The organism is Macellibacteroides sp. (assembly GCF_050251695.1).
GTDB lineage: Bacteria > Bacteroidota > Bacteroidia > Bacteroidales > Tannerellaceae > Macellibacteroides > Macellibacteroides fermentans.
In genome coordinates this window covers 1-12,814 of the sequence record NZ_JBFWMI010000089.1, presented here as the reverse complement: position 1 = coordinate 12,814, position 12,814 = coordinate 1, and the positions used below count along the sequence as shown (strand labels likewise).

Here is a 12,814-nt window from a genome sequence, read left to right as displayed (position 1 = left end):
TCAAAAATGGATCAAAAATAAAAGAATCTAACCTGCGTTTAGATAACTTTTTTTATCTTCGCAAACAATGAGCACTGGTATACTTTTCAACTGGAATATGGTATACTTTTCAATTGTTATATACACAGGTGCAGCTGAATCAATTGTTTAATTGTGCTCATTCGTTTTACTTTTCCTGACATATCTATGCGTGATTGATTTCTTTATCACGCAAAATACTCGAAAAGTCACAAATAATAAAGTAAAATCGGGTGGGTGCATATGCGCCGGAATGGCTGTTTAAATCAAATCTTTTTGATCCTATTTGACTTTCCTTTTCCTTCTGGACTGGGTGCATATGCTCCGGATTATCTACCCCCGTCCACTTTTCGCAACGGACGGGGGGGGTTGTACTTATTAATTTCTAAAAAGGAAGCCTTTTTTTTGAAGTCTTCGCTTAATACTTCCATTATCAGCCTTTTGAATAAATTCTGGTAAATTCTGTTTAAGAAAAGATAATACTAGATCTGCCTTTTCTTGCTCATTTCTTCCTTTTTTGTGGACAAAATTAATATCCTTAATCAGTTGTTTACTTGTATTATTATCTAGATTTCGGATTGAAGTAATAATACTACCCATTAATGAAGAAAAGCTGACTAATCCATCCAAATCAGTATTATCAGAAGTATAATCACCCAATAAATGTATATTATAAGCAATTGAAATAAAAAAATTCGCATATCTTGCATCTTTGCCACTATGGGCAAATCCAAAGAGACTTTCTGTTTCATTATTCATCAAATGATTCCTTCTTTTTTGCTCCATTCTTAAATCATTCTTTAAAATGAATTTGATAGAATCATTGCTAAGAGCTGTATAATCTGAGTATTTTTTTACTTTCTGTTCTAAAAATGGACTCCATGGCTCTGAATTATAGCCCCAATGAAACAATAAACGATGTTTACATTTAAACCATTTATGTTTATCTGTTAGTTTAGTATAGAATTCATTATGATTATGTTGATCAATCATATCTGAACTTATAAACTTCATCCAATTTCTTAGTTCCTTATTTTCTTGAAATCCAAGCACTGCAAACATATCCTCAGCGTGAGCTTCCCAACCATTATGTGCAATTGTAATCTGTATATTAAAAAACAGAATAAAGATGAAAAACAATTTTTGAAACATATTATATTTTTTTCTACCAGAACTTTAAATAATCCCAAATGGAAAACAACCACATTAAAATAGATTTCCACCAGTTATTCTCTTGCTTTAATTCTGATTGATTATTTTTATTCGGTTTTACCTTATCTTCTAAAGGCTTTATAATCTCATTAAGATATTCTTTTTTATATTCTGGTTTATAAAATTGATATTCATTATTAAAATGGACATAGTAAGGAATAAGTAATTCATTTTCCATATCTAACTTATATGCCAATTCAAAATTTGAAATATTATCAAAAGATAATTTTAAATAATATCCCTCTTGAGTAGTTGAATGATGAGGAATACCCATTAATGTATCACCTTTAAAAGTGTAAGTAATCTCATCTTTAACCTCTATCTTTTCCTCTTCACCCTCACTAGGCCTAAAAAGAAGATTAATTGTTGAAGAGTTTGATGAGTTTTCTTTACAAAAATCTATTATATCTTCTATATCCCCCTGTGTGAGAGTAAATTCACTCTGACGTGGAAATTCTTCACTTTGAATCTTATCGTAGTCTAAATTTGATTTAATTCTAAATTGATCTCCTGTATCAATTGACTCCATATAGAGATACTTCAAGTTAGGATTAGCCTTAAAGCAATCAACATCCAAAACATCATTAATTGTAAAACTACTTTCATCCTTTACATAAAGTTTTTGAATTGTAACTTTGTTCATATTGTGTTTCTCAACAACAGCATGAATACTTGATGGATTAACCTTTATATAAGACGGTAAAGAAAGACGCATCTCTTCACTAATAGCAGATACTGGAGAAATTAGAAATCCAATTATCCATTTGGAACGATACCATGGTTTTTCTACTACATCTGTAAAATTTAATATCTCCTGCAAGATCGGCCAGATTTTATCTTCTGTATGAAACCTGTATGTTAAGTATGAATCTAATTCTATATTTCTACATTTATTAATCGCATCACATATAGCAATATAGCTAGCAGGATAACTCTTTATTTGAGGTAGCACATTAACAGCAAACATTATAATGGCTTCCTTATCGGTAATATTTGGATTATCAATACCAATTCGTAGTAAATTATAAGCCTTTTGGGGATTACGGAGCTCTTTAAGATAGATAAGTGCACATTGAATTAAAGCTGCTCCATTATTAGGTAGATTAGATATCGCAGATTCGATCAGTTCTTGTTTTTGATAATCACTAAGACTTTTTTCATATATTAGTCGAGTTAATGCGATACAACCACTCTTTTCATCAATTCTAAAAATAGGAGCTTTTTGATAAAGAAGTGTATACTTATCAAAAGCTTGTTTGGCATTTGAATATTCCTTGATATCAACATAAGCCATACCCAAATAATAATAATAATCTGGAATCTTTGCATAAGTTGATAAATTATCTTTTAAAAGACGAACACGTTTACGAGAATCCGCTTCAGTAACGATTTCAAAAAATCTCTTAGATGTTTCTTCTGTAAGCCTATCTTTTTCAGAAAGATGATATTTTTGATATAATTTAAATGTTATATTCAATGCTATTTTACGAAGTTCTGCAAATTCTTTTAAGTCTTCTTTTCGTAAATTCCACATTGCATTCAATTCTTCTATTTGCTGCTCTCCTTGCATAGATTTATATTCTATAGCAGTCCTAGCTGTAGCTAAAAGAACCTGAAATGCTAATTGATAGGCATTACCTCCTCCTCCTGTCAACAGAATCGTTGGATTAAGGGCATTAGACAAAGCATTCCATTTTAAGTTATCCTTTCTAATAGAAGTTATACGTTTCAAAAGCATACGCTCTTCTTCTGTAATGTTCAGTTTACTTGTTGCATCTAATAACTCACTTCTAAAATCTGCAATTTCATATAACCCTATCATTTGTTCCATAGTCAGATTATTTACCAATTGATCGGTTTCATGTTCCAACAAAGGCATGGATTTATTATGTATAATGTTAGTAAGTGAATTAATACAATAATTCATCTGCGATATAACTACATCATTTGAAACATTTTGAGAATTCAGAGAGAAAGAACATAGTACTAAAAACGCAAGTATACTATATAAATTAGGTATGTTTTTCATAATTTTACTAAATGAAATAAATAGGATTTTGAATATCTATTACTTAATTCCAAAATGAATTTTCTCATTTCTTCTGCAAAAGTAATGATATTCAACCATAAAATCAAGTTTAAATAATTATTTAAGCAATAATAATTATTTAACACAAAATATAAATTGTATATTTATATTAATTAAATGCAAATCAAATATTTAAAGCATACTTTTAATTTTCCAACTATATGAAAGAGATAAAGTTAATTTAAAATGGATAGTTAGTATTCTCTCATACATAAGTCAATGATATAAAATTATTCATTTAATTATACATCTTCACAAAATCGGCTTTCATGCTTGTGATTAAGTGGTTGTCAATAGCCAGGTCTTTTGGGTAGGTCTCAAAATTTGCGATGGCATTGGTTACGGCTTCAATGAGGTCTTTGCTGTCTTACTATTTTTAGTTTGTTTCATAAATATGGCCCGTGGACTTTCGGGCAGTTCGGGCAATAGTTTTTCAATTTCGTCCAGACAGTCGATCGCCCGAAGCAATCGTATGAAAGAGGAGAAGGTGATTCCGGTGGAAGAGCCATTCTCGAAAGAGCTTATGGTGAAGACACTCAATCCGGATTTTTCGGCAACTTCTTTTTGAGTATACCCCATCCGCTTGCGGTAGTCGCTGTACCGTTTACCAAGCTCACGGATTATTTCAAATCCGGACTTTTCATAAATATCGCTGTACATATGCTCAATATTAGATTTACAAATATAGATAAATCTATAATAACATCAAATATATAGCATAAAATATAGATATTTCAATAGTGAGATCATTAATAACGTCTTCCTGAACAAATCTTTTAAAAAGGTAGTTATTATTGTATAGAATACATGAATTAATAGTATATCCCATTGATTACTATCACATTATTAATATTTTTTTATACGATTTTTTAATGTTTTACTAAACGTTTTGGGATCTTACTTTGTTTTATTGTAAACAGGAAAAATGGTGACATTCTTCTTGCATTTATATTGAAGTTTTTTTTATACTAAATAGTGTTCGCTGACCCTGGTTCGAGAGAATAAGGTTTGGATTTTAATTACATAAGCCGGTCTTACTCTCTAAGACCGGCTTTCTTTATTTAGCGTACTTTTCTGATACTATATAATTTACACACGCAAAGAGCCCGGCTCTTGTAAGTCGGGCTCTCTTTTATTTTATCAGAATCCAAAGTAGTTTTTAGCATTGTAGTAGGATATGTTTTCTACCATCTGCTCTATGAAAGGCAGCTCGGATACGGGTATCTCGCCCGCTTCGATTTCGGAACCCAACAGGTTGCACAGGATACGGCGGAAGTATTCGTGACGGGGGTACGAAAGGAAACTGCGCGAATCGGTGAGCATCCCTACGAAACGGCTTAGCAAGCCCAGAGCCGAAAGGGCGTTGAGCTGATTTTCCATGCCTGTTTTCTGATCCAGAAACCACCAGGCGGCTCCGTACTGCATTTTGCCGGGTACCGTGCCGTCGTTGAAGTTGTAGGCGTTGGTAACCATCAGTTCGTTGTCGCGGGGATTGAGGTTGTACACAATGGTTTTGGTAAGCATTCCTTCCAGATCCAAATTACCCAGCAGACGGTTCATGGCTGCGGCCACGGGCACGTCGTGTATGGCATCGAATCCGGTATCGGGACCCAGCTGACGGTACATGCGGGGGTTGTTGTTGCGTATCGCTCCGATATGGAATTGCTGTACCCATCCCTTGCGTGCATTCATCCGTCCGAATTCGAAAAGCAAAGCCGACCGGAACTTAGCGGCCTCGGCGGCGGAGGGTTCTTTCCCTTCGCGTACCTTCAGGAAAATAGCTTCTATTTCTGCCTGGGTATAGGGTTCGGCACAGAAGGTTTCGAGTCCGTGATCGGACACACAACAGCCCATCGATTCGAAGAAATCCTGACGGATCTGAAGGGCTTCCAGCAGGTTGTTATAGGAGGTGATGTTTACGTTGGCCGCTGCCTCCAGCTTATCGAGGTATTCGTTGTACACCCGGGGGCTCTCTATCGCCATGGCTTTATCGGGACGCCAGGTTGGAAGCATCTTTATACCGGTTTCATTATCACGGTGTTGTTTGTGATATTGAAGGGAGTCGATGGGATCGTCTGTGGTGCAGACTACCTCAACGTTCATTTGTTTCATGATGCCCAGGGCTCTGAATTCGGGAAGCTGAAGCTTGGCCGTACACGCATCATATATCTCGCGGGCGGTGGTTGGATTAAGCACCTTATCTACACCGAATACACGGCTCAATTCAAGGTGCGTCCAGTGATATAGCGGATTACGAAGGGTATAGGGCATGGTTTCTGCCCACTTCATAAACTTTTCGTAAGATGGTTTGGATCCGGTGATGTACTCTTCCGGAACGCCGTTGGCACGCATGGCCCTCCATTTATAATGGTCGCCTCCCAACCAGATCTCGGTGAGATCTGCAAATCCATAGTTTTCGGCTACTTGCTGCGGATTAAGGTGGCAGTGGTAGTCGATTATCGGCATCTTGGCCGCATGATTATGGTAAAGCGCTTTCGCAGTATCCGATTTAAGTAAAAAATCGGCAGTCAAAAATGTGTTCATACAATGATAAGTTTAAGGACGAAAATATGGTAGGGCAAAGAAATGGTTTTTTATTGAGAGTTCATTGTTGAACCACATCAAAAAACTAATGAATATTAACATGCCTCCCTTTAGGAAGCGCGCAATTTCTGGTAGATGAGCAGGTCTAGCAGACGGTCGAACTTACGGGCCACCCGCTTGATACGGGCACATTCGGTATAGCCGCATTTCTCGAAAAGGCGTACGCTGGCTGTGTTCTCGCCGGTGATAAGGGCCACGATGTTATGGAATCCAGCCTCCCAGATGCGGGGCTCGAACTGTTGCATGGCAGCATATCCGATGCCTTTACCTCCGGCTGAAGGTGTGAGGTAGACGGTTATCTCGACGGTTACGTCGAATGCTTCCTTGGGTTTGAATTTGGAAATGTAGCAAAAGCCGCACCGCTGGTTGTTGGCATGAATGGTATAGGCCAGGTAACGGGGGTCGCCCAGACGGATGTTTTCGCCCAGCTCACTGATGGTTAAGGGATGCAGGTAGAATACGGCGGTAGAATGGAGTATATAGTAATCGTATACCTCTTTTACAAATTCAAGATCGGCCGGGGTCATCTCTTTCAATTCTACGTTTTCCATATTTTTAATTGGTACTTGTTAATAATGAGCACAAAAATAGTATAAAAGGGAATGCTTTAAAGGATGGGATTGTAAAAATATGAAAAGAAAAGCTAAGAAGAGAGAAGGGCGTAGGATAAGAAAATTTTAATTCTTATGTTTGTATTCATGAAAAAATATCGGAAAAACATACTTTGTTTAATCTCTTGCTCTGCGTTGTTGTTGTTCAGTTCCTGTTCCACTCAATTCTCCCGCTTTCAAAAGCAAGAAGTTTCGCTGGCAGCCTACACTCCGAAGGTGGTTCTGCCTGCACAGAATATTCCGCTTCCGGCAACCGATTTTAGTTTTTGCATGCCTAAAGCTGCGCTCGAACCCATTGTGGATCCGCGGATTGAGATTACCCAAACGTTTTCTCCCAGAGAGATAAATCACCTGGTGGCTCACGATCCGGCCTTGTTCAAGAGTGGCAACAAACATACCATCAACCTGGATCTGATTGCCGACGAGGATTTTGCTTTTCCGTTGCCCGGGGCCAAGGTGATTTCGCCTTATGGAGGAAAACGGCGCGGACATACTGGCGTGGATATTAAAACCGTTCCCAACGACACGATCCTGTCGGCCTTCGATGGCGTAGTGAGGATGTCCAAGCCCTACGCTGCCTACGGTAATGTAATTGTGGTACGTCATTATAACGGTCTGGAGACCGTATACAGTCATAATTCCAAAAACTTCGTTAAATCCGGCGATATCGTAAAAGCGGGTCAGCCAATAGGTCTGACCGGTCGTACCGGCAGAACCACTACGGCGCACCTTCATTTTGAGACACGCATAAACGGACAGCATTTCAACCCCAACATCATCTTCAATCTAAAAGAGCGATGCCTCCAGCGCAAACGTATTGTTTGTACAAAAACGTCTGGTGGAAGCATTGCTGTGAGATCCGTAAGTTAACGCAGTTCAATCCGAATCGCGTTTTTCTTTTTAGTTTACATCCGTAATTACGGTTGCCGAGCTTGCTTTGCTCAGCACGTAAGCCGACGGGGTTGGGTTTTGCGGATCCAGTCCTCTGGACAGGGCTTCTATCACCGGGGCTTTGGATGCTCCGATAACAGGAATCAGCAAAGGAGTGTCGTTCAGCAGAACGGGTCCCGTAAGCGTTACGCGTGTTTGTCCCGATACGGGATGTACAGCGGTTGTTACGGTTTCCTTTGCAGTAAGCAAGGCCAGGTTACCCGGAAATATGGATGCGGTGTGCATATCGCCTCCCACTCCCAGCATGATGCAATCGAAACGGGGCAATCCGTTTACCTTGGGTAGCTGCTTATCTAAAAGGGTGGCGTAGCGTGCTGCTTCGGCTACAGGATCAACCTCTCCCTTCATACGGAATATGTGTTCATCCGGAATTTGCAAGGGATCAAAAAGGAGTAATTTGGCTTGTCCGTAGTTGCTTTCGCTGTCGGCCGGAGGTACGCAACGCTCGTCCACCCAATAGAATCTGAGCTGTTTCCAGTCTATTTTATCTTTGTAGGCCTCCACCCAAAGTCTGAAAAGGTTTTTGGGTGTATCGCCTCCCGAAATGGCCAGGTGAAAAGGTCCGGGCCTGGCACTCATAAGGTCGGCAAGCAACCCGGTGAGACCTTCCAGGGCCTCTGCACTAGTCTTGTATCTTTTTATTTCCATTATTCAATCTGTTGTTTACTGTAACAAATACAGGGACGAGGTAATACCTTGAGGGGTTTACGCTCTTTGGGTCCCTTGGTTCCCGGTGTGTAGGGATACAGGTTCTGATCGCCTGATTCCTTCCAGTGTGCCAGGATGGGGTCGATAAACTTCCAGCTTGCCTCCAAAGCGTCGCTACGGGCATACAGGGTGGAATCACCCAGCATGGCATCCAGCAACAAGCGCTCGTAGGCGTCGGGCAGGTAGACTTTCGACAATGATTCGTACTTAAAGTCCATGCTTACCTGTTTTACTTCAAATCCGGCACCTGGCATCTTTAGTCCGAACTGAAGGGAGATACCTTCGTTGGGCTGGATGGCAATGGTAAGCTTGTTGCAGGAGGTGCCGGAGCACTGTCCGCTGAAAAGCTGGTTGGGTGTGGATTTAAAGTTGATCACGATCTCCGACTTCTTCTCATCCAGCTTCTTGCCTGTACTCAGGTAGAAGGGCACACCGCCCCACCGCCAGTTGTCGATGAAAAATTTCATGGCAACGTAGGTTTCCGTAGTGGAAGTGGGCGACACCTGCGGCTCCTGACGGTATCCCTCGTATTGCCCGCGTACCACGTTAAGGTCTATCTCGGCTGACTTGTAGGGACGCAGTGAACGGAACACCTTTACAATCTCGTCGCGCAAAGGTTCGGCTTCGAACACGGCGGGCGACTCCATGGCGATAAAGCCCATCAACTGCATCAGGTGATTCTGTATCATGTCTCGCATGGCCCCGGAGCCTTCGTAATATTTACCACGGTTTTCCACTCCCAGGGTTTCGGATACCTTTATCTCTACAGAATCTACGTAGTTACGGTTCCATAAGGGTTCGAAAATCCCGTTGGAGAACCGCAGCACCAGGATGTTCTGTACGGTTTCCTTTCCCAGGTAATGATCGATGCGGTAGATCTCTTTTTCGTCGAAGATACTCATCAACTTTTTATTAAGCGCGCGCGCTGTCTCCAGACTCGTACCGAAGGGTTTCTCGATGATAACCCGTCGCCATCCCTCGGGAGTAGCGGCTACATTCATCCCGTTTTCCTGCAGATACTGAGGAATCAGGTCGTACATCTGCGGTGGAGTAGCCAGGTAATACATTACCTTATCCGGCAGATTCAGAGCAGTTTGCTTCTCGGTGATGCGATCCTTTAGTTTATAATAGTCGGAGCTCTTGCCCGAATCGAAGCTTACATAACATATATGCTCCAGAAAAGCGTCGATATCGCCGGGTTTAAGTTCTTTCCCTTTCTGCGAATGCTCCAGGTTTTCACGCTGTATATTACGGAATTCCTCGTCGGTATACTCGGTACGCGCTGCACCCATCACACACAACTTCTCGGGAAGCAGGTCCCGTTTATGCAGTTCATATAATGAAGGGATCAGCTTGCGGCCTGTAAGGTCGCCCGAGGCTCCGAAAATAACAATAAGCTGACTGTCTACTTTTTCGTTCATAGGTTCCCTCCTCTTTTATACATTATAATTTCCCGAATGCGTAGATCCGCCTTTACCGGTCCAGTCGGTATGGAAAAACTGTCCCCTCGGACTGTCGGTTCGTTCGTAGGTATGTGCTCCGAAGTAGTCGCGCTGCGCCTGGATAAGGTTGGCCGACGAGTTCAAGGTGCGTAGTCCGTCGAAATAACTGAGGGCCGATGCCATGGCAGGGATGGCCACTCCCGAAGCAAATGCGGCAGATACCACTTTACGCCAGGCCGACTGGGAGTTTTCGATCTTTTGTTTAAAGAATGGATCGAACAGCAGATTCTCGAGTTCCGGATTGTGTTGGTAGGCTTCTGTAATCTTGCCGAGGAAGGCCGAACGTATGATACACCCCTTGCGCCATATCTGGGCAATGGCTCCGTAGTTCAGGTTCCATTTATATGATGCGGAAGCACGGCTCATCAGTGAGAATCCCTGTGCATAAGAGATAATTTTAGATGCGTACAAGGCATCCCTGATATCGTTGGTAGTTAACGAAGCAACCTCCTCTCCTTGTCCGGGATACAAGGCGGATGCTTTTTGTCTTTCGCTCTGTAGGCCGGATAGCATACGGGCATACACGGCTTCGGTTACCAATGTAAGCGGGTCGTTCTGATCCATGGCAGCCATGGCACTCCACTTACCCGTTCCTTTTTGTCCGGCTACATCCAGAATGGAATCCACCAGATAGGTGCCGTCCGCCTGCTTGAAGCGCAGGATGTTGGCGGTAATCTCGATCAGGAAGCTATCCAGATCGCCTTTGTTCCAGTTGTCGAACACGGTGGCAAGCTGTGCGTTGTCTGATTCTTTTCCGGCTCTGAGCAACGAGTAGGCTTCGGCTATAAGTTGCATGTCGCCATATTCGATGCCGTTGTGCACCATCTTTACGAAGTGACCTGCCCCTCCGTTACCAATCCATTGGCAGCAGGGGGTGCCGTCTTCCAGCTTGGCGGCGATGGACTGAAGCAGTTCCTGTACCAAAGGCCAGGCCTTGGCCGAACCGCCGGGCATGATGGAAGGACCGTTAAGTGCACCCTCCTCTCCTCCTGAGATTCCGGAACCGATAAAATAGAACCCTTTCTGTTCCACCTCTTTTACCCGGCGTTCGGTGTCGTTAAAGTCGGAGTTGCCTCCATCAATAATCACATCGCCCGGCGAAAGAAAGGGTACCAATTGCGAAATAAGTTCGTCTACGGGAGAACCGGCTTTTACCATCATCATTATTTTTCGGGGAGCACGGATGGAGTTAACGAATGCCTGAATGTTATTTGAGCCGATAAATTTTTTGTCTTTACCTCTTCCATTCACAAAACGATCAACCACTCCCTCTTCTCCGGGTGCGCTACGATTATATACAGCTACTTTATACCCCTTGCTTTCCATGTTCAATGCAAGGTTTTCGCCCATAACTGCCAACCCGATCAATCCTACATCTGCTAATTCCATATATCTTTATTTTTAGTTAAAAACTTTTTTCATGTACTTAGAACAATTACATTTGTACAATTGTTTGATAGATTCTCTTTATTAGTAAGTAAAATAAAATTATTAGCCGAAATTTTATATTTCCACTAAACATTATTGGCGGGTTAATAGTTCTATAGGTGCAACAAAAAAACAGACATGGATATACCATTTAAACCAATTACCCTTGACGACAGGGGTATTATACAATCTTTCACCCTTCCGGGGGATTATCGTAATTGTGATTTTTCTTTTTCTAATATGTGCAGCTGGCGCTTTCTTTACAAAAGTGAGTACGCGGTTGTAGACGGCGAGTTGTTGATCCGTTTCTGGATTGAAGACGGAACCCGTATTGCCTACATGTGTCCGATAGGCAAAGGGGATTTGAAGAAGTCGGTCGAGCTGATAGAGCAAGATTCGCTGGCTAACGGACATCCCTTGTGTATGCTGGGTATTACGCCTGCTGCCAAAGAGAATCTGGAGGTGCATTTCCCCAACGAATTGGTTTACCTGCCCAACCGAGACTACTACGATTATATTTACCTGAGGGAGGATCTTACTTCGCTTAAGGGGAAAAAATTTCAGTCCAAGCGGAATCACATCAATAATTTTAAGAAACAGAATCCCGATTACGAGTATCTTCCCATTACGCCCGACCTGGTTCCGCATTGCCTCCGACTGGAACATAAGTGGTTTAAAGCCAATGATCCGGATACGGATGGCGACGATCTGACTTACGAACGCAGGTCGCTTACCTATGCATTGCAGAATTTTGAGGCGCTGGGACTGACGGGTGGCGCCATCAGGGTTGGTTCAGAAATTATAGCATTCTCCTTTGGATCGCCCATTAATCATAATACCTTTGGGGTGCATGTGGAAAAGGCGGATGTAAATTACCAGGGTGCCTTTACGATTATTAACCAGGAATTTGCTTCACGCATTCCGGAGCAATATACATACGTAAACAGAGAAGAGGATTTAGGATTACCGGGCTTGCGACAAGCCAAGTTGTCTTATAATCCGGTATTTCTGCTAGAAAAGAATGTGGTGATAAAGAAACCGGCCAACGGACAATAAATAATTGCTTGATTCGTCAGCACGATATTACCTATTGACGGGCAGAGCGTGACCAACGGAGAATAAATGGTCGAATGTTTTAGTATTCTCCCAAACACCGAATTGCGTTGAGCGTGACTAACGAACAATAAATGGTTGTTTATTTCGACTGGTAAGTAACCATGTAATCGGAGATGTACGGAACCTCTAATCGAAGTTGCAAGACTATTAAAATAAATTGATGAAGGATATAGAACAATTAAAGTCGTTATGGAAATCGCTTTTTGGTGATACGGAAGCGTTTATTTCTCTTTTCTTCCACGAGGTAGTACGTGATGAAAACATCCGTGTGCTGGAAGAAAAGGGACGTATCTTATCGGCTTTATATATGTTACCCTATCCGTTTCGGATATGGAACCAGGAGGTTACAGCTTCTTATATATCAGGTGCTGGCACCCTCCCCGAAGCACAGGGACGGGGATTGATGCGTAGGTTGCTGATTGATTCATTCAAAGAAATGGAGCGCCGTCAGATACCGTTATCAATTCTAATTCCTGCCGAACCGTGGCTTTATGGCTTTTATGAGAAAAGTGGTTACGCGACGGTTTTCACCTACAATCAGCAGGTTTATCCACCCAAAGAGCGATCCTTGCTAT

11 protein-coding genes are annotated in these 12,814 nt (G+C 41.8%); 3 read left to right on the top strand and 8 right to left on the bottom strand.

What is annotated here, in order from left to right; genetic code table 11:
• Positions 1-396 precede the first annotated feature (396 nt).
• The 5 genes from AB7E53_RS12040 to AB7E53_RS12020 all read right to left on the bottom strand — a co-directional run bounded on the left by AB7E53_RS12040 (position 397) and on the right by AB7E53_RS12020 (position 6,474).
• Complete coding sequence (locus AB7E53_RS12040; RefSeq protein ID WP_446775888.1) at positions 397-1,170, bottom strand: hypothetical protein; 774 nt, start codon at positions 1,168-1,170, stop codon at positions 397-399.
• 13 nt (positions 1,171-1,183) lie between these two features.
• Positions 1,184-3,061: a hypothetical protein gene (locus AB7E53_RS12035; RefSeq protein ID WP_446775886.1), complete on the bottom strand. Its 1,878-nt coding sequence runs from the start codon at positions 3,059-3,061 to the stop codon at positions 1,184-1,186.
• Between the two features lie 597 nt (positions 3,062-3,658).
• Positions 3,659-3,979 (bottom strand): helix-turn-helix domain-containing protein, encoded by a 321-nt coding sequence (locus AB7E53_RS12030; RefSeq protein WP_446775884.1) that lies wholly within the window; start codon positions 3,977-3,979, stop codon positions 3,659-3,661.
• Between the two features lie 480 nt (positions 3,980-4,459).
• Positions 4,460-5,863, bottom strand: coding sequence for a glucuronate isomerase (gene uxaC / locus AB7E53_RS12025; protein WP_446775882.1), 1,404 nt, complete (start codon positions 5,861-5,863; stop codon positions 4,460-4,462).
• A 110-nt stretch (positions 5,864-5,973) separates the two neighbouring features.
• The gene (locus AB7E53_RS12020) at positions 5,974-6,474 is read right to left on the bottom strand and encodes an N-acetyltransferase family protein (protein ID WP_446775880.1); all 501 of its coding nucleotides are present in this window, start codon (positions 6,472-6,474) and stop codon (positions 5,974-5,976) included.
• A 330-nt stretch (positions 6,475-6,804) separates the two neighbouring features.
• Between AB7E53_RS12020 and AB7E53_RS12015 the strand changes: the two genes are divergently transcribed.
• The gene (locus AB7E53_RS12015; RefSeq protein WP_350456079.1) at positions 6,805-7,404 is read left to right on the top strand and encodes a peptidoglycan DD-metalloendopeptidase family protein; all 600 of its coding nucleotides are present in this window, start codon (positions 6,805-6,807) and stop codon (positions 7,402-7,404) included.
• Between the two features lie 30 nt (positions 7,405-7,434).
• Here AB7E53_RS12015 and pgl read toward each other — a convergent pair whose 3' ends face one another.
• The 3 genes from pgl to gnd are packed head-to-tail and all read right to left on the bottom strand — an operon-like array spanning position 7,435 to position 11,084.
• Positions 7,435-8,133 (bottom strand): 6-phosphogluconolactonase, encoded by a 699-nt coding sequence (gene pgl / locus AB7E53_RS12010; RefSeq protein WP_446775878.1) that lies wholly within the window; start codon positions 8,131-8,133, stop codon positions 7,435-7,437.
• Complete coding sequence (gene zwf, locus AB7E53_RS12005; protein WP_079683859.1) at positions 8,133-9,614, bottom strand: glucose-6-phosphate dehydrogenase; 1,482 nt, start codon at positions 9,612-9,614, stop codon at positions 8,133-8,135. The genes pgl and zwf overlap by 1 nt, the downstream gene beginning before the upstream one ends.
• Before the next feature lie 15 nt (positions 9,615-9,629).
• Positions 9,630-11,084, bottom strand: coding sequence for a decarboxylating NADP(+)-dependent phosphogluconate dehydrogenase (gnd, locus tag AB7E53_RS12000; RefSeq protein WP_371689555.1), 1,455 nt, complete (start codon positions 11,082-11,084; stop codon positions 9,630-9,632).
• A gap of 177 nt (positions 11,085-11,261) precedes the next feature.
• Here gnd and AB7E53_RS11995 point away from each other — a divergent pair, with 177 nt between their 5' ends.
• Both AB7E53_RS11995 and AB7E53_RS11990 read left to right on the top strand, forming a co-directional pair.
• A complete protein-coding gene (locus tag AB7E53_RS11995; RefSeq protein WP_179398500.1) occupies positions 11,262-12,179 on the top strand; it encodes a DUF2156 domain-containing protein in 918 nt (305 codons plus the stop codon).
• Positions 12,180-12,399: 220 nt separating this feature from the next.
• Positions 12,400-12,814: GNAT family N-acetyltransferase (locus tag AB7E53_RS11990; protein ID WP_446775876.1), on the top strand; the 415-nt coding region annotated here is incomplete at its 3' end.

What these genes read in the sequence shown, in the direction of transcription:
- AB7E53_RS12035 (WP_446775886.1), bottom strand. Translation starts at nt 3,061, where the DNA reads ATGGAACAAATGATAGGGTTATATGAAATTGCAGATTTTAGAAGTGAG.
- zwf (WP_079683859.1), bottom strand. Translation starts at nt 9,614, where the DNA reads ATGAACGAAAAAGTAGACAGTCAGCTTATTGTTATTTTCGGAGCCTCG.
- AB7E53_RS12015 (WP_350456079.1), top strand. Translation starts at nt 6,805, where the DNA reads ATGCCTAAAGCTGCGCTCGAACCCATTGTGGATCCGCGGATTGAGATT.
- AB7E53_RS12020 (WP_446775880.1), bottom strand. Translation starts at nt 6,474, where the DNA reads ATGGAAAACGTAGAATTGAAAGAGATGACCCCGGCCGATCTTGAATTT.
- AB7E53_RS12030 (WP_446775884.1), bottom strand. Translation starts at nt 3,979, where the DNA reads ATGTACAGCGATATTTATGAAAAGTCCGGATTTGAAATAATCCGTGAG.
- AB7E53_RS12040 (WP_446775888.1), bottom strand. Translation starts at nt 1,170, where the DNA reads ATGTTTCAAAAATTGTTTTTCATCTTTATTCTGTTTTTTAATATACAG.
- gnd (WP_371689555.1), bottom strand. Translation starts at nt 11,084, where the DNA reads ATGGAATTAGCAGATGTAGGATTGATCGGGTTGGCAGTTATGGGCGAA.
- uxaC (WP_446775882.1), bottom strand. Translation starts at nt 5,863, where the DNA reads ATGAACACATTTTTGACTGCCGATTTTTTACTTAAATCGGATACTGCG.
- AB7E53_RS11995 (WP_179398500.1), top strand. Translation starts at nt 11,262, where the DNA reads ATGGATATACCATTTAAACCAATTACCCTTGACGACAGGGGTATTATA.
- pgl (WP_446775878.1), bottom strand. Translation starts at nt 8,133, where the DNA reads ATGGAAATAAAAAGATACAAGACTAGTGCAGAGGCCCTGGAAGGTCTC.